This window comes from Staphylococcus sp. HMSC035D11 (assembly GCF_001836075.1).
Taxonomy (GTDB): Bacteria; Bacillota; Bacilli; order Staphylococcales; family Staphylococcaceae; genus Staphylococcus; species Staphylococcus hominis.
In genome coordinates this window covers 67,202-93,506 of the sequence record NZ_KV827226.1, presented here as the reverse complement: position 1 = coordinate 93,506, position 26,305 = coordinate 67,202, and the positions used below count along the sequence as shown (strand labels likewise).

The 26,305-nt window shown below is 30.5% G+C and carries 24 protein-coding genes and 1 pseudogene; 20 read left to right on the top strand and 5 right to left on the bottom strand.

Features of this window, described 5'->3' with window-relative positions; translation table 11 throughout:
• From opp3C to opp4C, 9 genes are all read left to right on the top strand, one after another.
• A partial coding sequence (gene opp3C / locus HMPREF2647_RS02725; protein WP_070859497.1) for an oligopeptide ABC transporter permease occupies positions 1-1,022 on the top strand: 1,022 nt, incomplete at its 5' end.
• Positions 1,023-1,039: 17 nt separating this feature from the next.
• Positions 1,040-2,125: an ABC transporter ATP-binding protein gene (locus tag HMPREF2647_RS02720; RefSeq protein ID WP_019835660.1), complete on the top strand. Its 1,086-nt coding sequence runs from the start codon at positions 1,040-1,042 to the stop codon at positions 2,123-2,125.
• Positions 2,112-3,062: an ABC transporter ATP-binding protein gene (locus HMPREF2647_RS02715; RefSeq protein WP_049416350.1), complete on the top strand. Its 951-nt coding sequence runs from the start codon at positions 2,112-2,114 to the stop codon at positions 3,060-3,062. Before HMPREF2647_RS02720 ends, HMPREF2647_RS02715 begins: the two co-directional genes overlap by 14 nt.
• 27 nt (positions 3,063-3,089) lie before the next feature.
• Positions 3,090-4,757 (top strand): peptide ABC transporter substrate-binding protein, encoded by a 1,668-nt coding sequence (locus HMPREF2647_RS02710; RefSeq protein ID WP_037541182.1) that lies wholly within the window; start codon positions 3,090-3,092, stop codon positions 4,755-4,757.
• Between the two features lie 165 nt (positions 4,758-4,922).
• The gene (gene opp4A / locus HMPREF2647_RS02705) at positions 4,923-6,635 is read left to right on the top strand and encodes an oligopeptide ABC transporter substrate-binding protein (RefSeq protein WP_070859495.1); all 1,713 of its coding nucleotides are present in this window, start codon (positions 4,923-4,925) and stop codon (positions 6,633-6,635) included.
• Between the two features lie 48 nt (positions 6,636-6,683).
• On the top strand, positions 6,684-7,655 hold the full coding sequence (locus tag HMPREF2647_RS02700) for an ABC transporter ATP-binding protein (RefSeq protein WP_049416353.1): 972 nt from the start codon (positions 6,684-6,686) through the stop codon (positions 7,653-7,655).
• Between the two features lie 14 nt (positions 7,656-7,669).
• Positions 7,670-8,638 (top strand): ABC transporter ATP-binding protein, encoded by a 969-nt coding sequence (locus HMPREF2647_RS02695; protein ID WP_049382331.1) that lies wholly within the window; start codon positions 7,670-7,672, stop codon positions 8,636-8,638.
• A 1-nt stretch (position 8,639) separates the two neighbouring features.
• The gene (opp4B, locus tag HMPREF2647_RS02690) at positions 8,640-9,602 is read left to right on the top strand and encodes an oligopeptide ABC transporter permease (RefSeq protein WP_049382330.1); all 963 of its coding nucleotides are present in this window, start codon (positions 8,640-8,642) and stop codon (positions 9,600-9,602) included.
• Between the two features lie 20 nt (positions 9,603-9,622).
• Positions 9,623-10,534, top strand: coding sequence for an oligopeptide ABC transporter permease (gene opp4C, locus HMPREF2647_RS02685; RefSeq protein WP_017175818.1), 912 nt, complete (start codon positions 9,623-9,625; stop codon positions 10,532-10,534).
• Positions 10,535-10,577: 43 nt separating this feature from the next.
• Here opp4C and trpS read toward each other — a convergent pair whose 3' ends face one another.
• Complete coding sequence (gene trpS, locus HMPREF2647_RS02680) at positions 10,578-11,567, bottom strand: tryptophan--tRNA ligase (RefSeq protein WP_017175817.1); 990 nt, start codon at positions 11,565-11,567, stop codon at positions 10,578-10,580.
• Between the two features lie 268 nt (positions 11,568-11,835).
• On the opposite strand from trpS, the gene spxA reads away from it, so the two are divergent.
• From spxA to pepF, 4 genes are all read left to right on the top strand, one after another.
• On the top strand, positions 11,836-12,231 hold the full coding sequence (gene spxA, locus HMPREF2647_RS02675; RefSeq protein WP_002448146.1) for a transcriptional regulator SpxA: 396 nt from the start codon (positions 11,836-11,838) through the stop codon (positions 12,229-12,231).
• A gap of 198 nt (positions 12,232-12,429) precedes the next feature.
• Positions 12,430-13,149 carry an adaptor protein MecA gene (gene mecA, locus HMPREF2647_RS02670; protein WP_048761209.1) on the top strand — a complete coding sequence of 240 codons (720 nt, stop codon included), beginning with the start codon at positions 12,430-12,432 and terminating at the stop codon, positions 13,147-13,149.
• Positions 13,150-13,261: 112 nt separating this feature from the next.
• Positions 13,262-14,239 (top strand): competence protein CoiA, encoded by a 978-nt coding sequence (locus HMPREF2647_RS02665; protein WP_070859493.1) that lies wholly within the window; start codon positions 13,262-13,264, stop codon positions 14,237-14,239.
• A gap of 45 nt (positions 14,240-14,284) precedes the next feature.
• A complete protein-coding gene (pepF, locus tag HMPREF2647_RS02660) occupies positions 14,285-16,093 on the top strand; it encodes an oligoendopeptidase F (protein WP_048761211.1) in 1,809 nt (602 codons plus the stop codon).
• A 267-nt stretch (positions 16,094-16,360) separates the two neighbouring features.
• Here the strand turns inward: pepF and yjbH are convergent, their stop codons facing one another.
• The 3 genes from yjbH to HMPREF2647_RS02645 form a co-directional block, all read right to left on the bottom strand.
• Complete coding sequence (gene yjbH / locus HMPREF2647_RS02655; protein WP_048761214.1) at positions 16,361-17,158, bottom strand: protease adaptor protein YjbH; 798 nt, start codon at positions 17,156-17,158, stop codon at positions 16,361-16,363.
• A 23-nt stretch (positions 17,159-17,181) separates the two neighbouring features.
• Positions 17,182-17,547 (bottom strand): truncated hemoglobin YjbI, encoded by a 366-nt coding sequence (locus HMPREF2647_RS02650; RefSeq protein ID WP_048761221.1) that lies wholly within the window; start codon positions 17,545-17,547, stop codon positions 17,182-17,184.
• 90 nt (positions 17,548-17,637) lie between these two features.
• The gene (locus HMPREF2647_RS02645) at positions 17,638-18,216 is read right to left on the bottom strand and encodes a CYTH domain-containing protein (RefSeq protein WP_070663418.1); all 579 of its coding nucleotides are present in this window, start codon (positions 18,214-18,216) and stop codon (positions 17,638-17,640) included.
• A 209-nt stretch (positions 18,217-18,425) separates the two neighbouring features.
• Between HMPREF2647_RS02645 and HMPREF2647_RS02640 the strand changes: the two genes are divergently transcribed.
• From HMPREF2647_RS02640 to fabI, 7 genes are all read left to right on the top strand, one after another.
• The gene (locus HMPREF2647_RS02640) at positions 18,426-18,773 is read left to right on the top strand and encodes a UPF0738 family protein (protein WP_002448177.1); all 348 of its coding nucleotides are present in this window, start codon (positions 18,426-18,428) and stop codon (positions 18,771-18,773) included.
• Positions 18,774-18,789: 16 nt separating this feature from the next.
• Positions 18,790-19,419 carry a GTP diphosphokinase gene (locus HMPREF2647_RS02635; RefSeq protein ID WP_017175811.1) on the top strand — a complete coding sequence of 210 codons (630 nt, stop codon included), beginning with the start codon at positions 18,790-18,792 and terminating at the stop codon, positions 19,417-19,419.
• Between the two features lie 14 nt (positions 19,420-19,433).
• The gene (locus HMPREF2647_RS02630) at positions 19,434-20,240 is read left to right on the top strand and encodes an NAD kinase (RefSeq protein WP_019835656.1); all 807 of its coding nucleotides are present in this window, start codon (positions 19,434-19,436) and stop codon (positions 20,238-20,240) included.
• Complete coding sequence (locus HMPREF2647_RS02625) at positions 20,240-21,106, top strand: RluA family pseudouridine synthase (RefSeq protein ID WP_019835655.1); 867 nt, start codon at positions 20,240-20,242, stop codon at positions 21,104-21,106. Before HMPREF2647_RS02630 ends, HMPREF2647_RS02625 begins: the two co-directional genes overlap by 1 nt.
• An 18-nt stretch (positions 21,107-21,124) precedes the next feature.
• On the top strand, positions 21,125-22,510 hold the full coding sequence (gene mgtE, locus HMPREF2647_RS02620) for a magnesium transporter (protein WP_070663419.1): 1,386 nt from the start codon (positions 21,125-21,127) through the stop codon (positions 22,508-22,510).
• 9 nt (positions 22,511-22,519) lie between these two features.
• The gene (locus HMPREF2647_RS02615) at positions 22,520-24,364 is read left to right on the top strand and encodes a monovalent cation:proton antiporter family protein (RefSeq protein ID WP_070859491.1); all 1,845 of its coding nucleotides are present in this window, start codon (positions 22,520-22,522) and stop codon (positions 24,362-24,364) included.
• A 205-nt stretch (positions 24,365-24,569) separates the two neighbouring features.
• On the top strand, positions 24,570-25,340 hold the full coding sequence (gene fabI, locus HMPREF2647_RS02610) for an enoyl-ACP reductase FabI (RefSeq protein ID WP_019835652.1): 771 nt from the start codon (positions 24,570-24,572) through the stop codon (positions 25,338-25,340).
• A 338-nt stretch (positions 25,341-25,678) separates the two neighbouring features.
• Here fabI and cozEa read toward each other — a convergent pair.
• Positions 25,679-26,305 (bottom strand): annotated as a pseudogene (gene cozEa / locus HMPREF2647_RS10965) (lipoteichoic acid biosynthesis protein CozEa); the annotation flags it as partial.

Sequence of the window (26,305 nt, the reverse complement as noted above, 5' to 3'; positions counted from 1 at the left end):
CAGCGATGTCACATACCTCTGAGGGAGCGGTTGGGACGGATTTTGTTATTAGAGAACTCGATTTAAATAAAGAACCAGAAATACAACGTGAAAGTAAAAACTTCTGGCAAGATGCTTGGACACAGTTGAAAAGAAATAAACTAGCTATTGTCGGTTTGATTGGACTCATTTTAATTGTCATTCTTGCATTTTTAGGACCAGCATTTAGTAAACATGACTATGCTGAACAAGATGTTACTAGACGAAATTTACCTGCTAAAATTCCAGTACTAGATCAAGTACACTTTTTACCTTTTGATGGAACAGGGGCAGATGGTAAGAGCGCTTATAAAGAAGCGGGCGTGAAAGAAAATTTTTGGTTTGGTACAGACCAATTAGGTCGTGATCTTTGGACTAGAACATGGAAAGGTGCTCAAATTTCATTATTTATTGGCATTGTAGCTGCTGCACTAGATATCTTTATAGGAGTCGTTTATGGTGCTATTTCAGGATTTTTTGGGGGACGTGTTGATAATGTGATGCAACGTATTTTAGAAATTATAGCATCTATTCCTAACCTTATTATTGTTATTTTATTTGTATTGATATTTGAACCATCTATTTGGACGATTATTTTAGCTATGTCTATCACCGGATGGTTAGGTATGAGTAGAGTAGTGCGTGGTGAATTTTTAAAACTAAAAAGTCAAGAATTTGTAATGGCTTCAAGAACATTAGGGGCTTCAAAATTTAAATTAATTTTTAAACATATTTTACCGAATACACTAGGTGCCATTGTAGTAACATCTATGTTTACTGTACCAAGTGCAATTTTCTTCGAAGCATTTTTAAGCTTTATTGGTATAGGGGTGCCTGCACCGAAAACATCACTTGGTTCACTCGTAAATGATGGACGAGCAATGTTGTTAATACACCCACACGAATTATTTATTCCAGCTACAGTATTAAGTTTATTAATTTTATTCTTTTACTTATTTAGTGACGGATTACGCGATGCATTTGATCCAAAAATGCGTAAATAACAAAGGAGGCAAAATCTATGTCAGAAAGAGTGTTAGAAGTCAACAACTTGCATGTTTCCTTTGATATTACTGCTGGGGAAGTGCAAGCGGTTAGAGGAGTAGATTTCTTTTTAAATAAAGGGGAAACATTAGCGATTGTCGGAGAATCAGGTTCTGGCAAATCTGTAACAACAAAAGCAATTACAAAATTGTTTCAGGGTGATACAGGGAGAATTAAAAAAGGGACAATTAATTTTTTAGGGGAAGATTTAGCAATTAAATCTGAAAAAGAATTAAACAAACTTCGTGGTAAAGATATTTCTATGATATTTCAAGATCCTATGACGTCATTAAATCCTACGATGCAAATTGGTAAGCAAGTTATGGAACCTTTAATAAAACATCGTCATTATAGTAAATCTGAAGCTAAAAAACGTGCACTTGAGATTTTAAATTTAGTAGGACTACCTAATGCAGAAAAAAGATTTAAAGCATATCCTCATCAATTCTCTGGGGGTCAACGTCAAAGAATTGTTATTGCAACTGCCTTGGCATGCGAACCTAAAATTTTAATTGCAGATGAACCAACGACAGCACTTGATGTAACAATGCAAGCACAGATTTTAGATTTAATGAAAGAATTACAACAAAAAATTGAAACATCTATTATTTTTATTACACATGACTTAGGGGTAGTAGCAAATGTGGCTGATAGAGTGGCTGTTATGTATGGAGGGCAAATGATTGAGACTGGAAATGTCGATGAAATCTTTTATGATCCAAAACATCCATATACATGGGGATTATTATCTTCAATGCCTGATTTAACAACAAGTAACGAGACAGAATTAATTGCAATTCCAGGTACTCCGCCTGATTTATTACATCCACCAAAGGGTGATGCATTTGCAAGACGTAGTCAATATGCACTAGACATTGACTTTAAAGAAGTTCCACCATGGTTTAAAATATCACCTACTCATTATGTAAAATCATGGTTATTAGACGAACGCGCTCCAAAAGTTGAACCGCCAGAGATGGTACAAAAGAGACAACGTCAAATGCCTAATAATTACGACAAGCCACGTCGAGTAGAAAGGGTGTCGTTCGATGGAGAAGAATAAAGAAATATTATTAGAAATTAAAAACTTAAAGCAGTATTTTAATGAAGGTAAACGTAATGAAGTTAGAGCAATAGAAGATATTTCATTTAATATTTATAAAGGGGAAACATTAGGATTAGTAGGAGAATCTGGATGTGGAAAATCTACGACTGGAAAAGCGATTATTAAATTAAATGATATTACTGATGGTGAAATTCTTTATGAAGGACAAGATATTCAGAATATTGCTAAAAGAAAAGATTTATTAAAATTTAATAAGAAAATTCAAATGATTTTTCAAGATCCATATGCTTCTTTAAATCCTCGTCTAAAAGTCATGGATATTGTAGCAGAAGGTATTGATATTCATAAGTTAGCAAGTGATAAAAAAGATCGTAAACGTCGAGTATATGATTTGCTAGAAACAGTAGGTTTAAGTAAAGAACATGCGAACCGTTACCCTCACGAGTTCTCTGGTGGACAACGTCAACGTATAGGAATTGCTCGTGCTTTAGCTGTAGAACCTGAGTTTATTATTGCAGATGAGCCAATTTCTGCATTAGATGTTTCTATTCAAGCTCAAGTAGTAAATTTAATGCTGAAATTACAAAAAGAACGAGGTATTACTTTCTTATTTATTGCCCATGATTTATCAATGGTCAAATATATTTCTGATCGTATAGCAGTAATGCATTTTGGAAAAATTGTAGAATTAGGATCGTCTGACGAAATTTATTATCATCCTTTACATGATTATACTAAATCACTATTATCTGCTATCCCTCAACCTGATCCTGATAGTGAAAGAACAAGAAAACGAATTGTGTATGAAGAAGATGAATCTAAAAATGCAGAACGTAGACTGCAAGAAATTAGACCTAATCATTACGTTTTTGTAACAGATGAAGAAGCAGTACGTTTAAAAGAACAAGATCAAATTCATCTTCAACATAATTAAGTCTGAGGAAGGGAGGACAAGATTAAGATGAAAAAGATAAATTTTAAAGTGATTTTAGGATTAATCGTGACAACTTTGCTACTTAGTGCATGTGGGAAAGGTGGCGGATTATATGATGATAGTGGTCAGACTTATCGAGTAGCAACATCATCAGATATGAATACTTTGGATACCGTTTTAGCAACTGATACCGTTTCTTTTACAATTTATAATCAAGTTTTCGAAGGATTATATACATTAAATGGAAAAGATGAAGCAATTCCAGGAATAGCTAAAGGTGATCCAAAAGAATCTAATAATGGAAAAACATTAACGATTAAATTACGTAAAAATGCAAAATGGTCAAATGGAGATCCAGTTACAGCACATGATTTTGTATTTGCTTGGAGAAAAGCTGTAGATCCAAAAACGGCTTCAGAATATGCATACATAATGTATGATATTAAAAATGCAGAAGATATTAATTTAGGTAAACACGGAAAAAAACCAAAGGATCTAGGTATTAAAGCCTTAGATGATTACACATTAAAAATTGATCTTACTAAACCTATTCCATATTTTAAACAAATGCTAGCATTTGGTACATTTATGCCACAAAATGAAAAAGCAGTTAAAAAATATGGTGATAAATATGGAACAACTGCTGAAAAAGTAGTATATAATGGTCCGTTTAAAGTGAGTAAATGGGCAGTAGAAGATAAAATTATGCTGACCAAAAATGATAATTATTGGGATAAAAAGGCTGTTAAATTAGATAGAGTAAATTATAAAATTTTAAAAGATACTCAAGCTGGGGCATCACTATATGATACCAATTCGGTAGATAGTGCAGGTATCACGTCTGAACAAGTCGATAAATATAAAGATGATCCAGGTCTATTCAAACGTTTAATAGCATCTACTTTCTTCTTGAAAATGAATGAAAAACAGCAACCAGAGTTCAAAAATAGAGATATGCGTTTAGCAATCGCACAATCTGTAAATAAAAGAGATTATGTTAATGAAGTTCTAGGAACAGGTGCTAAACCTTTTGATGGTTTCACTGCACGAGATACTGTTAAAACACCTGAAGGAAAAGATTATGCGAGTACTGTTAAATCACCTTTAAAATTTAACCCTAAAGAAGCCAAACAACATCTGAATAAGGCGAAAAAAGCTTTAGGAAAAGATAAATTCACTTTTACTTTAAATACTGAAGATACACCAGATTCAAAAATTTCTGCAGAATTTATTAAATCTCAAATTGAATCTAATTTACCAGGTGTAACAGTTAAAATTAAACAATTACCATTCAAACAAAGAGTAGAAGCAGAGTTATCAATGAATTATTCAATGTCATTATCAGGTTGGGGTCCTGACTATCCAGATCCAACTACATTTTTAGATACAATGACTACTGGCAATGCCCAAAATAATACTGGATGGGGAAGTAAAGAGTACGATAATTTATTAAAAAAAGCGAATGGAGAATTATTGCAAAAACCTAAAGAACGTTTTGCGACGATGAGACAAGCTGAGGAGCTATTTTTAAACGATGCACCCGTAGCTCCAATTTATCAAAAAGGAACAGCTACATTAAGAAATCCACAAGTAAAAGGTATAGAATATCATCAAATCGGTGGAGATTATTCACTTAAACATGTATATATCGATAAATCAATTGATCGTGAAACAGGAAAAAAGAAAGATAACTAATTAAATATTCAAAAAAGTAATCTCAAGTTATAATACTTGGGGTTATTTTTATTTAAAAATTTAAATAATATAATTATCAGAAAATTCTTAAAATATATTTGTTAAATTTTATTTTAGAAGTAAAATAAGAAAAACATCATAGAATATACAGGAGGCTTGATATTAATGAAAGTAATTGGAAAGTATTTAATTCTTTTATTAGTAGCAATATTAGTATTGAGTGGATGTGGAAAAGGCGGAGGAAATTCTAAAGACGCTACTACATCTAAAACCGAAACATCTAATCATAAGGGTGGAGTATTAAATGTAGTTCTAAATGCTGCACCTTCAGGAACTTTATCATCTTTATTAAGTTCTGACGCTTCGGACTCATCAGTAGAAAATTATTTTAATGAGGTACTTATTAAACTTGATAAAAATTTAAAACCTAAGCCATATATTGCATCTTGGAAAGACATTGATCCAGGCAAAAAAATTAAATTTTCAATTAAAAAGGGAATTAAATGGCATGATGGTAATGAATTAACGATTGACGATTGGATTTATTCTTTAAATGTGTTAGCAGATAAAGATTATAATGGAAATTATTATCCAGTAGTTGAAAATATCGAGGGATCTAAAGAAAAACATGAAGGCCAAGCAGATTCAATTAGTGGTATTAAAAAAGTAGATAAATACACTATGGAAGTGACTTTCAAAGATAAAAAAGTTAATTATCTAGAAAGTTTCTTTGCTGGACCTTTATTAAGTAAGAAATATTTAAGTGATGTTCCTGTAAAAGACCTAGCTAAGTCAGATAAGGTTAGAAAACATCCAATAGGTATTGGACCATACAAAGTTAAAAAGGTAGTTCAAGGTGAAGCGGTACAATTGGAAAAATTTAATGACTACTGGCAAGGAAAACCAGGGTTAGACAAAATAAATTTAAAAGTAATTGATCAAACACAAATCGTTAAAGCTATGAAAAATGGTGAAATCGATATGACTGATAGTACTACTGGTAGTATTGCTCAAGAAGCTAAAAAATCAGGAGATGGAAAACTTAAAGTATTGTCAACTCCAGGCACAGATTATGCAGTAATAGGATTTGTATCTCATGATTATGATAAAGATAAAAATAAAACTGGAGCAGAACGTCCAAAATATAAAGAAAAAGAGCTTAGACAAGCAATGTTATATGCAATTGATAGAAAAAAATGGATAAAAGCGTTTTATCAAGGATATGGTAAAGAACTAAATAGCTTTGTACCATCAATTCATTGGATTGCAGCTAATCAAAAAGATTTAAATGACTATAACTATGATCCAGAAAAAGCTAAAAAAATATTAGATAAATTAGGATATAAAGATAGAAATGGTGATGGGTTCAGAGAAGACCCTAATGGTAAACCATTTGAAATTAATTTAAAACACTATTCTGGATCAAATCCAACATTTGAACCTAGAACTGCAGCAATTAAAGATTTCTGGGAAAAAGTCGGTTTGAAAACGAATGTGAAAATGGTGGAATTTGGTAAATATAATGATGACTTAGCTCAAGCTTCTAAAGATATGGAAGTTTACTTTAGAACATGGACAGGTGGTTCTGATCCAGATCCTTCTGATTTATATCATTCTGATAGACCACAAAATGAAATGCGTACTACAGATAAAACTTCTGATAAATTATTAGATGATGCATTGGATTTCTCAAAAGTAGGAAATAATGATAAAAAACGTAAAAAAATATATCTAGAATGGCAAAAACATACTAATGATACACTACCAGCATTACCTATTGTTCAATTAGACACTCTAACTGTCGTTAATGACAAAGTGAAAAATGTGGACATTAAAATAGGATCAGATATGGATTTATATAAATTAACCAAAGAATGATTAGGATAAACCTCGACTTTAGTCGGGGTTTATTGATTGGAGTAAGCGATGGATAAATATTTATTAGAAATTAAAGATTTAGAAACTTCGATTAAAATTAAAAATAAATGGTATCCGACAATTGATCAGATATCTTTAAACTTAGAAAAAAATGAAATATTAGGTGTTGTGGGGGAATCGGGTTGTGGAAAATCTATACTTAATAAATCGGTTATTAGATTATTGCCTGATAGAATTTCAAAAATAACAAATGGAAAAGTCATATTTGATAGTAAAGATTTAACGAAAATAACAGAAAAAGAATATCAAAATATTCGTGGCAAAGAAATAGGTATGATCTTTCAGGAACCAATGACTGCATTAAACCCAGTTTTTAAAATTAAGGAACAAATTATTGAACCTATAATTTTACATTTAAAAAAGAATAAAAAAGAAGCATATCAATTAGCAAAACAGTTATTAGAAGACGTTGGTATAGCAAGAGTAGAAGAAGTATTAAATAGTTATCCCCATCAACTATCAGGTGGAATGCGTCAAAGAGTGATGATTGCTATTGCAATTTCATGTAATCCTAAATTACTAATTGCAGATGAACCTACAACTGCCTTAGATGTTACGGTTCAAGCACAAATTCTAGATTTACTGAAGAAATTACAACGAAAAAATAAAATGTCTATTATTTTAGTAACTCATGATTTAAGTGTTGTATCTGAATTTTGTGATTCAGTCATGGTCATGTATGCTGGCCAAATTGTTGAATATGGAAATTTGAAAGACGTAATAGTGAATCCTAAACATCCATATACAAAAAAATTATTAAATACAATTCCAAAATTAGATGAAGATACTGAATATCTTGAAGTTATAGAGGGACTAGTTCCAAATATAACAGAATTTAATAATAAGCAATGTCGTTTTGTTAATAGATGCCCTAAAAAAATGAATATCTGTAGTCAATGCGAACCCAGGATCCTAAATATAAATAATAGTAAGGTACGTTGTCATCTATTTAATGATTAGAAAGGAAAAGAAATATGGATTACATCTTAGAAATACAGAATTTAAAAACATACTATTCTATTAAAAATGGTCTTTTTAAAAAGAATCAATATGTAAAAGCGGTAGATAATATCACATTAAAAATAAAAAAAGGACAAACATTTGGTTTAGTAGGTGAATCAGGTTGTGGGAAATCTACTCTTGGTAAGTCTGTTGTACGCTTAGAAAATATAACATCTGGCGATATTAAAATATGCGGTAGAAGTATTACTAAACTTAAAGGTAAAGAATTAAGAAATGCACGCAAAGATTTTCAGATGATTTTTCAAGATCCTTATGCATCTTTAAACCCTATGCAAATGGTTGGTGATATTGTAGGTGAGCCCTTACTAAATTATCATCTTGTAGATAAAAAGAATTTGAAAGATGAAGTACTATACTTATTAAAATGTGTAGGTATGAGCGAAGATGCATATTATAAATATGCTCATCAATTTTCAGGAGGACAGCGTCAAAGAATTGGAATTGCTAGAGCTTTAGCAATACGACCTAAGTTAATTGTTGCAGATGAACCTGTAAGTGCATTAGATGTATCAGTACAATCACAAGTTTTGAATCTATTGAAAGATTTACAGAAAGAATTTAGTCTCAGTTATCTCTTTATAGCACATGACTTAAGCGTTGTGAAACATATTAGTGATGTCATAGGCGTAATGTATCTAGGTCATTTGGTTGAAATAGCGGATAGCCATGAACTATATACTCATGCTTATCATCCATATACTAAAGCACTTATATCTTCAATCCCACAATTTAATAAACAAAAATCAAATAGAGTTATTTTAAATGGAGAATTACCTTCTCCAAGTAATCCACCACAAGGATGTCCGTTTCACACTAGGTGTCCAATAGCAAAAAAAATATGTTCAGAAAAAAGACCTAAATTAAAAGAAATTAAGCCTAATCATTATGTTGCTTGTTTCTATAGCGAAGGAGGAGAGTGAAGTGCTAAGACTTATAATAAAAAGATTTTTATTAATGATTCCTTTACTGTTTTTGATATCTATAGTGGTATTTAGTTTAGCAATCATTCAACCTGGTGATCCATTTACAGGACAATATAATCCTCATATTAAACAAGAGGCAATTGAAGCTCAAAAAGAAAAATTAGGTCTTAATGACTCAATTCCTAAACAATATATTAGATGGGTAAATAATGTGACTCATGGTAATCTAGGAGAATCAATTAAATATAAACGACCAGTACTTGAATTAATAAGTGAACGTATACCTAATACAATATTATTAGGGACAGTTTCGTTAATCATTACATACATATTATCTTTTATATTAGGGATTATATCTGGTAGATATGCCTATACACTAAGTGATTATACAATTCAAATATTCAACTATATTATGCTAGCTATTCCTTCATTTATAGCAGGTGTTTTTGCAATATATTTATTCGCATTTCAAATTCCAATATTTCCTTTTCAAGGTTCTGTTGATATTAATTTAGAAGAAGGAACGTTTAGTTACTATATAAGTAAAATATATCATACGTTATTACCTGCTTTAACATTAGGTTTGTTATCTACTGCTGGTTATATTCAATACCTTAGAAATGATATTATTGATAATTCAAATAAAGATTATGTTCTAACAGCGAAAGCTAAGGGTTTATCAACTAATAAAATTTATAATAAGCATATTTTACGAAATTCACTTATTCCTATAATTACATTTTTAGGGGCAGATATTGTAAGTATTTTAGGTGGCGCAGTAATAACTGAAACTATTTTTTCATTTAATGGTATAGGAAAATTATTTTTAGAATCAGTAACAGGCCAAGATTATCCATTAATGATGGCTTTAACACTTTTCTTTTCATTCTTAGGTCTATTTGGCAATCTTATCTCTGATGTTACATATAATTTTATAGATCCAAGAATTCACAGTAATTAAATAAAAGAGGCAAAAGTATTATGAAAAAAGAACGAAGCAGTAAAAAAAATTCTACTAAAAAAATTTATTCTCCAACACAATTAGCTTTAAAAAAGTTTTTAAAAAATAAAATTGCAATGGTATCTTTAATATTTTTATTTTTCTTAGCTATTATTTCTATTATTGCACCGTTATTAGCTCCTCTACCAATTAATCAACAAGATCTTTTAAATATTAAAGGTGATATGTCTTCACATAATATTTTAGGCACTGATTCTGGAGGAAGAGACAATTTTAGCAGATTATTATATGCAGGGAGAGTTTCGTTAACTATTGGACTAACTTCGACTATTGGTATGTTGATCATTGGAATTACAATTGGAGTAATATCAGGTTATTTTGGAGGTATAACTGACACAATATTAATGAGAATTACAGAATTTGTGATGTTATTTCCATTTTTAATTTTTGCAATTGTTCTAAATGCAGCATTAGGAGATAAAATTAAAAATCCATACGGTTCTGCATTGATTTTAATAGTGGTTATTATCATTTTAAGTTGGGGCGGGATAGCGAGACTTATAAGAGGTAAAGTGATGCAAGAAAAAGAAAATGAGTATTTCTTAGCAGCTAAATCCATAGGAACTCCTACACATAAAATTATCTTAAAACACTTATTACCTAATATTATTAGTGTTGTTATTGTTCAAACGACATTAACCTTTGCTGGTATGATTGTAGTTGAATCAGGACTAAGTTTTTTAGGATTTGGTATTAGTAAGTCTATTCCTTCATGGGGAAATATGTTAAGCGATGCTCAAGAAGGCGATGTAATTAGTTCTAAACCATGGATTTGGATGCCTCCTGCATTAATGATTATGTTTACTATATTAAGTATTAATTTTGTTGGTGAAGGTTTAAAAGATGCGTTTAATCCAAAAGATAGAAGATAATAATAAAAAAGCGACTGATCAATATTGATCAATCGCTTTTAATTTATCTCTTACGTCCTAAGCCCATTGCACGTTCCATTTTTTTCAGTGTTTTAAAAGAAGCTTTTTGAGCTTTGTCACGCCCTTGATCTAAGATGTCATCCAATCTATCTGAATTATAAAATTCGTTATATTTTTCTTGGAAATGTACTAAAAAGTCTTTAACTACTTCTGATAAGTCTGTTTTGAATGTTCCGTATCCTTCATTCTCGTATTGTGTTTCAAGCTCTTTAATAGATTTATTAGTTAAACTTGAATAAATTGTAAGTAGGTTAGAAATTCCTGGTTTATTGTCTTTATCAAACTTGATAATACCATCTGAATCAGTTACAGCGCTTTTAATTTTTTTCGCTGCAACATTTGGTTCGTCTAGTAATGAGATAAAGTTTTTTTGATTATCATCACTTTTACTCATTTTCTTTGTTGGATCCTGTAAACTCATTACACGTCCACCAACTTTTGGCATACGAATTTCTGGTTTAACTAATATATCGTTATAACGACTATTAAAACGTTCTACTAAATTTCTAGTAAGTTCCATATGTTGTTTTTGGTCTTCACCTACGGGCACAATATTTGTATTATAAATAACAATATCAGCTGCCATTAAAGGTGGATAAGTTAATAAACCAGCTGGAATACCATCTGTACGTTTTTGCGCTTTATCTTTATATTGCGTCATACGTTCAAGCTCGCCAACACTTGAAATGGTCGTTAACATCCAACCGGCTTGAACATGTGCTGGAACTTCTGATTGAATAAATAATGTTGATTTATCTGGATCAATACCTGAAGCTAAATAAATTGCTGCTAACTGACGAATTTGTTTACGCAATTTGATTTTATCTTGTGGGACAGTAATCGCATGTTGGTCTACAATACAAAAGTAACAGTTGTAATCGTTCTGTACGTCTGAAAATTGTTTTAATGCACCAATATAGTTACCTAATGTAGGTATCCCACTTGGCTGTATTCCTGAAAATAATGTCTCCATATAGATGCCTACTTTCTTTAAAAATAATTCATTTTAACTAGATTATAACAGTATTTTTTTAAATTGTAAGTTATGTTATAATAGAGATACACATAAGAAATTAGATTTTGTAGAGAAATTTTTAGAAAATTTGAAATTTCTCAGAAAAATTAGGATTTTCTCATTTAATTTTAATGTTAGCATATTATACTTATAATATAAGCTTAAGACAAATTAGCATAATTATTAATATAATGAATAATATTTATTCAATAGGAGAGTGAGATGTATGGTAACATTATTTACATCACCAAGTTGCACATCTTGCCGTAAAGCGAAAGCATGGTTACAAGAACATGACATTCCGTATACGGAGCGTAACATTTTTTCTGAACATTTAACAATTGATGAAATTAAACAAATTTTAAAAATGACTGAAGATGGAACAGATGAAATTATTTCAACTCGTTCTAAAACTTATCAAAAATTAAACGTAGATATTGATTCTTTACCATTGCAAGATTTATATACAATTATTCAAGATAATCCTGGACTATTACGTCGTCCAATTATTTTAGACGAAAAACGCTTGCAAGTTGGATATAACGAAGATGAAATCAGACGTTTCTTACCTAGAAAGGTTCGTACTTTCCAATTACAAGAAGCTCAACGTTTAGTCGACTAATATTTAAAATTTAACAACATATTATTTAACAGCACTGGCTTAGCTATAGTGCTGTTTTTTATAATAAAAAAAGGGAATATAATATGATATAGTGTCCTATTTAAAATAGTGAAATTTAATCAAACAAATAAATTGTAATTTAACTTACGTTCTAATACAATATGGTTACTATTCATCGACTGTAAGGAGTGAGATGATATGAGAATAGAACGCGTTGACGACACAACTGTGAAATTATTTATAACTTATGGTGATATTGAAGCAAGAGGATTTAGTCGTGAAGATTTATGGACAAATCGTAAGCGTGGTGAAGAATTCTTTTGGTCAATGATGGACGAGATTAATGAAGAAGAAGATTTTGTAGTCGAAGGACCTCTTTGGATTCAAGTACATGCATTTGAAAAAGGCGTGGAAGTTACAATCTCTAAATCTAAAAATGAAGAAGCAATGAACATGTCAGATAATCATGCAAATGAACAATTTGAGGAACAAGTGAATGAATTGCTAGCTAATACATTAGAACAAGAAGAAAGTATTGAAGATTTATTTGAACAACGTGCACAACAAAAACAAGCACATAAATCTAAACGTAAATCATCACAACAACGTTCTAGTTTAAGAACAATTATTGTGAAATTCGAAGACTTAGAAGAAGTCATTCATTACGCTTATCATCATAATCTATCTACAGATGAGTTTGAAGATTTATTGTATATGAGTGATTCACATTACTACTATGCAATTCACTTCGATAGTACTGTTAGCCAAGAGACAATTAATGATAGCTATAGTCAATTACTTGAATTCGCTTATCCTAGTGATAAGACAGAAGTGTATTTAAATGATTATGCTAAAATTATTATGAGTCATAATGTTACTTCACAAGTACGTCGTTATTTTACTGATTCAGTAGAATAATATATAACGATTAATCGAGAGTAGAGAAGAAATTTAAAATGAATTTCTTTTCTACTCTCTTTTTTTAAAGTAAATGAATCACCTTAAACGTTTAATAGTATGAGGTGAATGCATGTTAGTAGCGATTAATCGTAATAATGAAACTGTATATGCTCATCAAGCTATCATTACTGAAGCATACCGATGTCCATATTGCAAAGAAAAACTTCTTTTAAAAAAAGGGTTAAAAAAGATTCCGCATTTTGCTCATGTTTCTCAAACTAAAAGAAGATGTATGAAAAATGAAACAGAAAAACATTACTACGTTAAATTTTTTATTGCTCAACGTCTAAAACAATATCACTTTAATGTTGAAATAGAGCCTTATTTTTCTGAAATTATGCAGTATCCTGATATTCTTGTGAATGCAAAAGTAGCTATAGAAGTTCAATTTTCAAGAATAAGTATAAAAGAGGTCAAATCTCGATCAAGAGGACTTGAACAAATTGGAGTAGCAGTTATTTGGATTATCGAACAAGTACAATATCATAAGGGTTATTTATACTTGAACACATTTCAAGCTTATTTCATTAATCCGATTGATAGAACACTATATAGTTGGGAGCATGAAAAACAACTTATAGTAAAATATGTCAATATACAACATATTGGTGGCCGAAAATTTATTGCGCATAGACGAATGATTCAAATTTCTGAATTGTTATCATTCAATGAACAAAAGAATGAGTCATATTGTTATAAATTGTCAAATAGACATATCAGTCGTTATATTTTTAATTGTAGAAAAAAACGTTCAGTGCTAGAACCGTCTTTAAGTGCTATGTATCAATTACAAATAACTGACGATGAGGTATGTAGAGATACAGGTTATATTTTTTCGTATCAAATTTTTATTGAAAATCATCCAGTACAATGGCAACTCAAGCTGAAGTTGTTGTTAAAACATAATCTTCCCAAGCAGTATTTAATGTCGTATTTGAAATTCAGACAATTTTATCTACTGGATATTAATAAAGAAGAAATTACTTTAAAGTTAATAGATGATTATATTCAACAAATAAGCGGGAGTTTAAACGTGCAAAATAAATAAAAGAATGAGAAAATTATAACATTAATTCATTTAGGAGGTACATGTATGAGTCAACAACTTACTAGAGAAGAGCAAGAACGAAAATATCCAAATGAAACTTGGGATTTAACAACTATTTTTGAAAGCGATGAAGCTTTTGAAAAGGCATTAAAAGAGGTAGAGAGCTATCTAGGTAAAGAAGAACAATTTAAAGGACATCTAGGAGATAGTGCTAAAACTTTATATAATGCTTTAGCTTTAGAAGATGAGATTGGAACACAATTAGAAAAGGTATATGTTTATGCACATCTAAAACAAGACCAAGATACATCTAACGATAAATATACTGGTTTTGAATCTCGTGCGCATCAACTCATCATAAAAATTAGCTCAGCATGGAGTTTCTTAGTTCCAGAGATTTTGCAAATTGATGAAGAGAAATTAGAATCTTTTATTAAGAGTAACGATGATTTAAAACGTTATGCATTTGACTTGAAATTAATTAATGAAAAACGTCCGCATATTTTAGATGCTGATAAAGAAAAATTATTAACCCAAGCGCAAGATGCATTATCAACTCCAGAAAATGTCTATGGTATGTTTAGTAACGCTGATTTAGAGTTTAAAGATGCAGTAGATAAAGATGGGAAAAAACATCCTTTAACACAAGGTACATTTATTAAATATTTAGAATCAGATGATCGTAAATTACGTCAGTCAGCTTACAACAACTTATATGAGGCGTATGGTGCATATAACAATACATTAGGTTCAACTTTAGCTGGTGAAGTTAAGAAAAATATTTTCAATGCGCGTGCGCATAACTATAAAACGGCACGTGAACGCGCTTTAAGTAATAATCATATTCCTGAAGAAGTATATGATAATTTAGTTGCAACAGTTCACAAATATCTTCCATTGTTGCATAAATACACTCAATTGAGAAAAGAACTTTTAGGTATTGATGATTTGAAAATGTATGACATCTATACTCCATTAGTTAAAGATGTTAAATTTGAAATGCCATATGACGAAGCTAAAGAATGGATGCTAAAAGCCCTAGAACCAATGGGAAAAGAATATTTAGATGTAGTGAAAGAAGGTTTAAATCATCGTTGGGTAGATGTTTATGAGAATAAAGGAAAACGCTCAGGTGGTTATTCTTCAGGCGCACATTTAACTAATCCATTTATTTTATTAAATTGGTCTGATACTATCTCTGATTTATATACACTTGTTCATGAATTTGGACATTCTGCACATAGTTACTTTAGTCGTAAAAATCAACCATCAAACTCTAGTGATTATTCTATCTTTGTAGCTGAAGTTGCTTCAACATGTAATGAAGCTCTACTAAGTGATTATATGGATAAACATTTAGATGATGATCGACGTTTATTATTACTAAACCAAGAACTTGAGCGTTTCAGAGCAACATTATTCCGTCAAACTATGTTTGCTGAATTTGAACACAAAATTCATCAAATTGAGGAAGCGGGAGAACCATTAACTTCAACTCGTATGAATGAAGAGTATGCTAAATTAAATAGACTATACTTCGGTGATGTAGTAGAAACAGATGATCATATTAGTAAAGAGTGGTCTCGTATTCCACACTTCTATATGAATTATTATGTATATCAATATGCAACTGGATACAGTGCAGCTCAAAGTTTAAGTCATCAAATTTTAACAGAAGGACAGCCTGCTGTTGAAAGATATATAAATGAATTCTTGAAAAAAGGTAGTTCTAATTACCCAATTGAAATTCTTAAGAATGCGGGTGTAGATATGACTACACCAGAACCTATAGAGCAAGCGTGTGAAGTTTTTGAACAAAAATTAAAAGCATTTGAAAAATTAATGAAGCACTAAAAAGAGTGTATTCGTTTTCAATGTGTCTAATTTGTGACATTTAGGGTGGAAATGTAGTTTAATATTGAAACGACGTTTTGAGCGTGTTATATTATATACATGAAATTAATCACATAACAAACATACCCCTTTGTTTGAAGTGAAAAATTTCTCCCATCCCCTTTGTTTAGCGTCGTGTAATCAGACACGGCGTTTTTTTTATGCTTAATTATTAAATCAAGTTAATATAAAAAGAGCGATACACTTCATATAAGTGATCGCTCTTTGTTATTTCTTAGGCATTTTAGATTGCCAAAATTCGCCGTCAGGATAATTTAGTTTTTCAACTTTTTGTTGTAAAGCTAATTTTTTCAATTCTTTTACGAGTAATTTTTCCGGCCATTCATAAATAGTAAGCAATTCTTCCATCGTTACTAATTGTTTGGATTGAATATAAGTTTCGAGATTTGGAGGTAATTCTTTTTCGATAGGGCATCCCATTAATTCATTAATAATATAAGTATAAATATGATAAGGATAAAGGCCTTCGACTTTCAAACCTTCTTCATGTACATCTTCACTAAAAAATACAAGTGAAGGCGCTTGTTCAATTTCCATTTCTCTTGCAATATGCAAATCTATTTTCAAACTTTCGGTAAGTTTATTTTTTTGTAAGTCTTCTTTGAAAACATCATAATCTAAACCAGCATTTTTAATACAATTACAAATCATTTCTTCAGTGATAATATCTTTTTTCGGTATAATTTCGTTTTGCATTAAATGAATAAAACGTTCCGCTCTTAATCTACCTTGTAATTCAGCAGCTTTATATGCTAAAGCAATATTATCAAAATCTGAAGTACTTTGAGCTTGACATTTAGTCAAGACCTTTAATGAAGGATTCAAAATATGTCTGATTCGAATATATTGATTATACTCAATTCTTAATTTAGAAATAATTGCGGATAATTTAAAACAATCTTTATTAAAAGGATCAAAGAATGAATAAATTTCTATTTTATTTACAGGTGACAGATTAGTGTTTTCACGACTCGCATTATCTACAATTTTAAGTTCTTCAGCCATGTTTAACTCACCTTCAATTATATTTAGGAATTCACCATATGGTTAGCAGTTAAACGCAATCTTTCATACAAGTATTCGCCAACTCCTGCTGGAAATTGAGCTTTATTGATTGCTTTATACATATTTTCTAACCATGCATCTCTTTCATAAGTAGTAATTCTAAATTCCATATGTCTTTTTTTTAACATTGGGTGACCATGTTCTTGAGTGTATAAATCAGGACCTCCTAGAAATTGTGTTAAGAACTGCTTTTGCTTTCTACTTGTTTCTTTAAAATCTCCAGGAAATAAATGGTTGATTCTTTGATCATTCTCTACAAGAAAGTAGAAATAATCAATCATATCATACAAAGCTTTTTCTCCTATTACATCATAAGGTGTTGTAGCCATAGTATCACCAATTTCTATTAATATATTTCTAATATAACATGAATTTTTACATTTAAAAGTAATTTGACTTTTCACAAGTTTATCTCATATCTATCCTAATTGAGCTTGATATTCAAAAAAGCGTTGAACTTTATTTTTAGGGGGCTCATGAACTAGGTCAAATTGTTTTAATAAATTTTGAAATTTTTCAAAGCCTATTTGATAATCATTGACTTCAAATTCTAGTTCATAGTCTGTTTTATCAAAGTATTGACTTTTATCTAATACTAATAGTTCATTTTGAAATTCAACTTCTAATCTTTCAGTTGTCAATGCACCTAAAACACTTAATTCGTTTTCTTCAATATCAAATTCAGTAAGAATTTTTTGAATATCGTTAGGTAATGTTGATTTGACAATTGTTTGTCCAATATGAGGCTTAATATCGATTGGATGATTATATTCTATCAAGCCAACTTTAGCTGGTACTTTTAGTGTGATTTCAAATGTGTTTTGTTTAACACGTATTCTTAAAGCAGAACGATGATCACGTAGTTTGAAACTAGATGATTCAATATAATAATTTGTTTGAGTGAATGGTGTGAGTTGTTTAAAGTAAGAATCTTTAATCGCGTTATATGTATTGAAATCAATTAATTGCTTAAATTCAATTTCATTATTAGTACTCATAATTACACCTCATTAGACAATCTTTAGTATATTATTGTAGTTCATTATGACGGACATTTGTAAAAAATTAAAGTAATAACAATACTAAAAATAAAATATATGGAGCTAAATATTTAATCGTTTAGAGCATACTTGAACTATGGTACTCTAATGTGTGTTTGAAAGTTAAATTATGTTAAACTAATAAGGAATAATAAGGAGGAACAAGCATGCGTATATATGTAAATGAAATTAAAATCAAAGATGATAGCATTTATTGCTACTCAGAAGATCCAACTGATGGATTAGATGAAGTAGGACAAATGCTTGTAGATAGTGATAATTTTAGTTTTGCTTATTTATTAGATGATGGCTCGTCGTATTCATATTTGATTTTTGTACAAGAGACGTGGTCAATGTTACATAATAATAGAGATAAAAAAGTAATTATTAACGATGAATTAGAATTAGAACATTTTCAAGATGAATTAAGTTATATCCTAGAAAATGTTGAAGGAAATAATAACTATGGTAAGGAGTTTGTTTCAGCAGTTGAAGAAACTTTCGAACTAAAGTGAAACGGAGTGGAACCATATGAATCAATGGGAGCAATTTTTAACACCATATAAACAAGCAGTCGATGAATTAAAGGTGAAATTAAAAGGCTTACGTAAGCAATATGAAGTTGGAGACAACGCCTCACCCATTGAATTTGTAACTGGTCGTGTAAAGCCTATTACAAGTATCATTGATAAAGCGAATAAAAGGGGAATTCCTTTTGATCGATTACGTGAAGAAATGTACGACATAGCTGGTTTAAGGATGATGTGTCAATTCGTTGATGATATTGATGTAGTTGTTAACATGCTTAGACAACGACAAGATTTTAAAGTTGTAGAAGAAAGAGATTATATTAACAATACAAAACAAAGTGGTTATCGTTCATATCATGTAATTATCGAGTATCCAATTGAAACATTAAGTGGTCAAAAAATGATATTAGCTGAAATTCAAATTCGAACATTAGCAATGAATTTTTGGGCTACAATCGAACATACATTAAGATATAAATATGATGGAGATTATCCTGCTGAGATACAACATCGTCTAGAAAGAGCTGCTGAAGCGGCTTACTTATTAGATGAAGAGATGTCTGAAATTAAAGAGGAAATACAAGAAGCTCAAAAATATTATACTCAAAAACGTGCAAAAAAACATGACTAATGAGGTGTCAATACATGCGTTATACGATTTTATCTAAAGGTGACTCTAAATCAAACACGCTTAAACATAAAATGATGAATCAAATGAACTCTTTTCATATGATGGAGGATACAGAAAATCCAGAAATAGTAATATCTGTCGGTGGAGATGGAACACTTTTGCAAGCTTTTCATCAGTATAGTCATATGTTATCAAATGTAGCATTCGTTGGAGTACATACTGGTCATTTAGGTTTTTACGCAGACTGGTTACCTCATGAAGTTGAAAAATTGATTGATGAAATTCATCATTCTGAATTTCAAGTGATTGAATATCCATTACTTGAAATTATTGTTAAATATAACAACACTAAGAATGAAACACGCTATCTAGCACTCAATGAAGCAACTATGAAAACTGAAAATGGATCAACATTAGTAGCAGATGTCGCAATTAGAGGTAAACATTTTGAACGATTTAGAGGGGATGGTCTATGTATTTCTACACCTTCTGGGTCGACGGCTTATAATAAAGCACTAGGTGGTGCACTGATTCATCCTTCTCTTGAAGCCATACAAATTGCTGAAATTGCATCTATTAATAATAGAGTATTTAGAACGGTAGGTTCACCATTAGTATTACCTAAGCATCATACATGTTTGATTACACCTGTAAATCATAATACAATTAGAACAACAATTGACCATGTCAGTCTAAAACATAAAAATGTGAGCGACATTCAATTTAGGGTCGCAAATGAAAAAGTTCGTTTTGCTAGGTTTAGACCATTTCCTTTTTGGAAAAGAGTTCATGATTCGTTTATTGAAAGTGAAGATGATTGATGAAATTTGTATACCATATTCATAGCGAAGAAATGCTTAAGACATTTTTACAACGTCATAATTATTCAAAGAAAACAATTAGCGCCATTAAACGTGATGGCGCTTTAATTATTAATAGGCAACCTGTGACAGTTAGATATATGTTGAAAAAAGATGATCAACTTATTGTTAAACTGCCGGAAGAAGTTCCAAGTACATATCTTCGTCCTTCAAACAAACATATTGAAATATTATATGAAGATACATATTTAATTATCGTTTCAAAACCGGTGCATTTAAATTGTGCACCTTCAAGAGAACATCCTCATGATAGTTTAATTGAGCGCGTGATGTATTATTTAAATCATTCTACAAATAAAGTACAATATGTAGTACCTCATATTGTTACAAGATTAGATCGTAATACGACGGGCATCGTTATCTTTACTAAACATGGTCATATTCATCACCTTATGTCGACATTTGAAATAGATAAGCGATATATATGTGTGTGTTACGGTAAAACTAAAGAACAATCTATGATAGAGGCACCTATTGGTAGAAACAAAGATAGTATTATTACTCGGTGTATTACGCCATCTGGTAAACATGCAAAAACTGAATATAAAACGTTGAGTAGTCATCACAGTGCAAGTTTATGTGAAGTTAAATTACATACTGGACGAACACACCAAATTAGAGTTCATTTTAAGCATATTGGTCATCCACTTATTGGGGATGACTTATATGATGGTTTTCATCCTCGGATTCAAACACAATCTTTACAGTGTTATAAAGTAAAATTTAGACATCCAATATATAATAAAGAAATCGAGATTATTTTAGACTATAAAAACTTAGAAAAAATATATCAAAGTGTAAATTAAAATTAGGAGGTACATTTGATGTCATTAAATACAGAAACAACTGACATACAACATAATAAAGTATACAATCAAAAACTACTAGATGACAGTTTAAACCGCAATGATATAGATCAATTCAGAAAAGAATTTCTAACTATACATCAATATGAACAAAGTGAATATTTTGAAAATACAACGAATCAGAATAGACAAAGAATATTCGAATTTTTATCGCCTCAAGAAGTGAGTAGATTTTTTAATCAATTAGATATTGAGGGGAAAGAATATGAAATATTATTTGATTCAATGCATGCACATTATGCAAGTGAAGTATTAGAAAATATGTCTACAGATAACGCAGTTGATATTCTAAATGAATTATCTAACTCAAAAGTTGCCAGTTTATTAGCTTTGATGGATAACAGAGTCACAGATAAAATCAAAAAGTTATTACATTATGAAGAAGATACTGCTGGCGGTATCATGACTACTGAATATATTTCATTGGATATTAGTACATCTGTAAAAGAGGCACTCATGCTAGTTAAAAGTCAAGCACCTGACGCAGAAACGATATATGTGATTTATGTCGTTGATACTGCCGGTCAACTCGTAGGTGTTCTATCTTTGAAAGATTTAATTGTAGCAAATATTGATGCTCATGTTGAAGAAGTAATGATTCGACGTGTTGTAAGTGTAAATGTAGAAGAAGATCAAGAACGTGTTGCTCAAAAAATGAAAGATTATGACTTTATTGCTATGCCTGTGATCGACTATCAACATCATTTAGTAGGGATTATCACAATAGATGATATTTTAGATGTTGTAAATGAAGAAGCAGATGAAGATTATTCACGTTTAGCGGGGGTTTCTGATACTAAGTCTACTGATCAATCAGTATTTAAGAAAGCATTGAAGAGATTACCGTGGCTTATTATTTTAACATTTTTAGGTATGATAACAGCAACGATTCTGGGTGGTTTTGAAGATACCTTGTCGCAAGTTGCATTATTAGCAGCATTTATCCCTATTATAAGTGGGATGTCAGGAAATTCAGGAACACAATCATTAGCAGTGTCTGTTCGTAATATTTCTAATGGTGATATTAAAGAAAAAAGTAAACTTAAAATAGCTTTAAAAGAAGCAGGTAGTGGGTTAATCACTGGTTTTGTATGTGCAGTGATTTTATTCTTAATTATTGTCATTATTTATCGTCAACCATTCTTGGCACTGATTGTAGGTGCAAGTTTAACTATTGCCATGACAGTAGGTACGTTAGTAGGATCAATGATTCCAATCTTAATGAATAAAATTCATATCGATCCTGCTGTCGCAAGTGGACCATTTATTACAACTATCAATGATATTGTAAGTATGTTAATTTATTTTGGACTTGCAACAACATTTATGTCATATCTAACATAGGGGGATGAAATGGAATTTTTTTCTTTGGTCATAGTCGTCGTCGCAGCATTTCTTACACCGATTATTGTTAATCGATTAAACGTCACTTTTTTACCTGTTGTCGTAGCTGAAATATTAATGGGAATTATTATAGGAAACTCATTTTTAGGACTTGTCCACAAAGATGAAATGTTAAATATTCTGTCAACATTAGGTTTTATCTTTTTAATGTTTTTAAGTGGACTAGAAATTGATTTCAGCGCATTTAAAAAAGACACAAGAAAGAGACAGGGTATTGATAAAAATGAAAAGAATTTACCAAGTCATTTACAATTAGCACTTACAGTTTTTTCATTAATAATAGTGCTTTCAATCATTTTAGCATTTGCATTTAAATGGTTAGGCTTTGTAGATGATGTATTATTAATGGTCATTATTATTTCAACTATTTCATTGGGTGTAGTTGTGCCAACACTTAAAGAAATGAATATCATGCGCACAACAATAGGACAATTTATATTATTAGTAGCAGTATTAGCAGATTTATTTACGATGGTTTTATTAACTATTTATGGTGGAATCAATGGTGAAGGCGGAGGGTCAATTTGGCTATCTGCAATTTTAATCGTGTTTACTGCAATATTTTATTTGTTAGGTTCTGTATTTAAACGGTTAAATTTTATGCAACGCTTAATGGGTGGTACAACACAAATTGGTATACGTGCCATTTTTGCATTAATCATTTTACTGGTTGCTCTTGCTGAGGGTGTTGGTGCTGAATATATATTAGGTGCTTTTTTAGCTGGTGTAGTTGTATCACTGTTAAAACCTGATGAAGAAATCATTCATACTTTAGATTCATTTGGATACGGATTCTTTATACCGATATTCTTTATTATGGTCGGTGTAGATTTAGATATACCATCTTTAATTAAAGAACCCTCTTTACTTATTATAATTCCGATACTTATATTGTCCTTTATCGTTTCTAAGTTGATTCCTGTCTTATTTATTCGAAGATGGTTTGATACTAAAACAACCATTGCATCAGCATTTTTATTAACATCAACACTTTCGCTTGTTATTGCTGCAGCAAAAATTGCTGAAGAATTAAAAGCAATTACTTCTGAAATGTCAGGAATATTAATATTAAGTGCAATTATTACATGTGTATTTGTACCTGTTGTATTTAAAAAATTATTCCCAATTCCAGATGAAGTGAACCGGAAAATTGATATTGCGTTAATTGGTAAAAATCAATTGACTATTCCAATTGTTCAAAATCTGACTTCACAGTTATATAATATAACGTTGTTTTACCGTAAAGATTTAGGTGATCAGCGTAATTTACCTGACAATGTGACTGTTATTGAAATTAGTGAATATGAAGAAAGTTTATTAGAGAGACTTGGCTTATTTAATCAAGATATTGTCGTATGTTCTGCTAATGATGATGGTTTAAATAAAATGATAGCAAAATTAGCTAAATCTCATGGTGTAAACAGAGTTATTTGTCGACTAGAAAATAGTGGTGATGATGAAGAGTTAAAAACAGATGGTATTGAAGTATTTAGTAATTTTATTAGTAATAAAATTTTCTTAAAAGGTTTAATTGAAACACCAAATATGCTAAATATTTTAAGTAACGTTGAAACTTCACTATATGAAATTGAAATGTTAAATTATAAATACGAAAATATTCTATTGCGTCATTTCCCATTTGGTGGGGACATCATATTTGTACGTATTGTTAGAAATAATGAATCCATTGTACCACATGGAGATACGCAACTTAGATATAAAGACCGTTTAATTGTAACAGGTTCTAAAGAATATGTAGATGAACTCAAATCTGAATTAGAATTTTATTATTAATCTATTTAAAAGAGAGGACAAAATAAAGGGTATCTTTGAAAAATAACATAAAAAGATACATTACTTTATGTACCTCTCTTTTTATTGAGATGATTTGAAAATTTATTATTACTTTATTAAATATTATTAACAATGGTAAAATATGTATGTTAAAAACGTTTATAATGAACGAATTAATATAAAGTAATATAAGGAGATAATTTATATGATTAATTTAGAAAATAAAACCTTTGTCATTATGGGTATCGCTAATAAACGTAGTATTGGTTTTGGCGTAGCTAAAGTATTAGACGAATTAGGTGCTCATCTCGTATTTACATATCGTAAAGAGCGCAGTAAAAAAGAATTAGAAAAATTATTAGGCCAATTAAATCAAAAAGAGCATCATTTGTATCAAATAGATGTTCAAAAAGATGAAGATGTCATTAATGGCTTTGCGAAAATTGGTGAAGAAGTTGGAACTATTGATGGCGTCTATCATTCAATTGCATTTGCTAATATGGAAGATTTACGTGGTCGTTTTTCTGAAACATCTCGTGAAGGATTCCTACTTGCACAAGATATTAGTTCATATTCATTAACCATTGTAGCTCATGAAGCGAAAAAAATTATGCCGAATGGGGGTAGTATTGTAGCTACAACTTATTTAGGCGGAGAATTTGCAATTCAAAACTATAATGTGATGGGTGTTGCAAAAGCAAGTCTTGAAGCAAATGTTAAATATTTAGCATATGATTTAGGCCCAGATAATATTCGAGTCAATGCAATTTCTGCTGGACCAATTCGTACATTAAGTGCTAAAGGTGTAGGTGGTTTGAACTTAATTCTTAAAGAAGTTGAAGAACGTGCACCGTTAAGACGTAATGTAGATCAAGAAGAAGTGGGCAGAACTGCTGCTTATTTATTAAGTGATTTTTCAAGTGGTGTGACTGGAGAAAATATCCACGTAGATAGTGGTTTCCACGCAATTAAATAAGTTTAAATTGAAAAATAGATATAAGATATATGATAAATCCAAGAGTCTGAGACAATGAGTTGTCTTAGACTTTTTTAATAAATTGACAGTTGATGACTGAATTGAAAATGCATTTGTATCAAGCTTTATTCAATTTCAATTCCAAGGCTAGAACATAGAGACTTTTAATAAGAACATCTATATTCAACGCAAATTGGAGAGGCATAGGCATTGATGATGTAGAACGACGACTTAAAAATGAATTTTATCCCTCTTCTAGCTTTATATTATTTAATGTGATATGACATAAAAAAACTGCGAATAGAATATGTTCTATCCGCAGTAAGTAATTAAAAAGCTTAATCTTTAACATCGCTATTTGCTTTATCAATGATACGTTGACGATACTTAAATACATTTCTTGCTACTGTTTTTAATACTGCATAAAGTGGAACAGCAATTAAAATAAGTGTGAATCCTCCTAAATCACCCGCTGCTAAGATAACAACAATGATTGTAAGTGGATGAATACTTAATGATTTACCCATGACGTTAGGTGTGATGACATTACCTTCAAGTTGCTGTGCAATTAATGTAACAACACAAACCCAAATAAATGTTGATGGACCATCGATAATTCCTAATATTGCAGCTGGCGCAAATGATAACCAAGGTCCTAAAAATGGGATTAAGTTTGCTACACCAGCGAATAATACAAGCAATGGAGTATAAGGTAACCCAATAAGGGTATAACCAATATAAAGAATAATACCTAAGATGAAACTAACAGTAACTTGACCTTGAATATACGATTTTAACGTATAATTTAAATCTTTAAGTAAATCAACAACAAAAACTTTACGTTCTCCTTTGAAAAATTTACCAATTGCTGGAATAAATTTTTCATGATCTTTTAACATATAAATCAAGAAGAACGGTACCATAATCAATAAGAAGATGGTTGAAATAAGAGATGTGATATAAGT

Coding starts and splice junctions, on each gene's coding strand:
- HMPREF2647_RS02720 (WP_019835660.1), top strand. CDS start 1,040: ATGTCAGAAAGAGTGTTAGAAGTCAACAACTTGCATGTTTCCTTTGAT.
- HMPREF2647_RS02715 (WP_049416350.1), top strand. CDS start 2,112: ATGGAGAAGAATAAAGAAATATTATTAGAAATTAAAAACTTAAAGCAG.
- HMPREF2647_RS02710 (WP_037541182.1), top strand. CDS start 3,090: ATGAAAAAGATAAATTTTAAAGTGATTTTAGGATTAATCGTGACAACT.
- opp4A (WP_070859495.1), top strand. CDS start 4,923: ATGAAAGTAATTGGAAAGTATTTAATTCTTTTATTAGTAGCAATATTA.
- HMPREF2647_RS02700 (WP_049416353.1), top strand. CDS start 6,684: ATGGATAAATATTTATTAGAAATTAAAGATTTAGAAACTTCGATTAAA.
- HMPREF2647_RS02695 (WP_049382331.1), top strand. CDS start 7,670: ATGGATTACATCTTAGAAATACAGAATTTAAAAACATACTATTCTATT.
- opp4C (WP_017175818.1), top strand. CDS start 9,623: ATGAAAAAAGAACGAAGCAGTAAAAAAAATTCTACTAAAAAAATTTAT.
- trpS (WP_017175817.1), bottom strand. CDS start 11,567: ATGGAGACATTATTTTCAGGAATACAGCCAAGTGGGATACCTACATTA.
- spxA (WP_002448146.1), top strand. CDS start 11,836: ATGGTAACATTATTTACATCACCAAGTTGCACATCTTGCCGTAAAGCG.
- mecA (WP_048761209.1), top strand. CDS start 12,430: ATGAGAATAGAACGCGTTGACGACACAACTGTGAAATTATTTATAACT.
- HMPREF2647_RS02665 (WP_070859493.1), top strand. CDS start 13,262: ATGTTAGTAGCGATTAATCGTAATAATGAAACTGTATATGCTCATCAA.
- pepF (WP_048761211.1), top strand. CDS start 14,285: ATGAGTCAACAACTTACTAGAGAAGAGCAAGAACGAAAATATCCAAAT.
- yjbH (WP_048761214.1), bottom strand. CDS start 17,158: ATGGCTGAAGAACTTAAAATTGTAGATAATGCGAGTCGTGAAAACACT.
- HMPREF2647_RS02650 (WP_048761221.1), bottom strand. CDS start 17,547: ATGGCTACAACACCTTATGATGTAATAGGAGAAAAAGCTTTGTATGAT.
- HMPREF2647_RS02645 (WP_070663418.1), bottom strand. CDS start 18,216: ATGAGTACTAATAATGAAATTGAATTTAAGCAATTAATTGATTTCAAT.
- HMPREF2647_RS02640 (WP_002448177.1), top strand. CDS start 18,426: ATGCGTATATATGTAAATGAAATTAAAATCAAAGATGATAGCATTTAT.
- HMPREF2647_RS02635 (WP_017175811.1), top strand. CDS start 18,790: ATGAATCAATGGGAGCAATTTTTAACACCATATAAACAAGCAGTCGAT.
- HMPREF2647_RS02630 (WP_019835656.1), top strand. CDS start 19,434: ATGCGTTATACGATTTTATCTAAAGGTGACTCTAAATCAAACACGCTT.
- HMPREF2647_RS02625 (WP_019835655.1), top strand. CDS start 20,240: ATGAAATTTGTATACCATATTCATAGCGAAGAAATGCTTAAGACATTT.
- mgtE (WP_070663419.1), top strand. CDS start 21,125: ATGTCATTAAATACAGAAACAACTGACATACAACATAATAAAGTATAC.
- HMPREF2647_RS02615 (WP_070859491.1), top strand. CDS start 22,520: ATGGAATTTTTTTCTTTGGTCATAGTCGTCGTCGCAGCATTTCTTACA.
- fabI (WP_019835652.1), top strand. CDS start 24,570: ATGATTAATTTAGAAAATAAAACCTTTGTCATTATGGGTATCGCTAAT.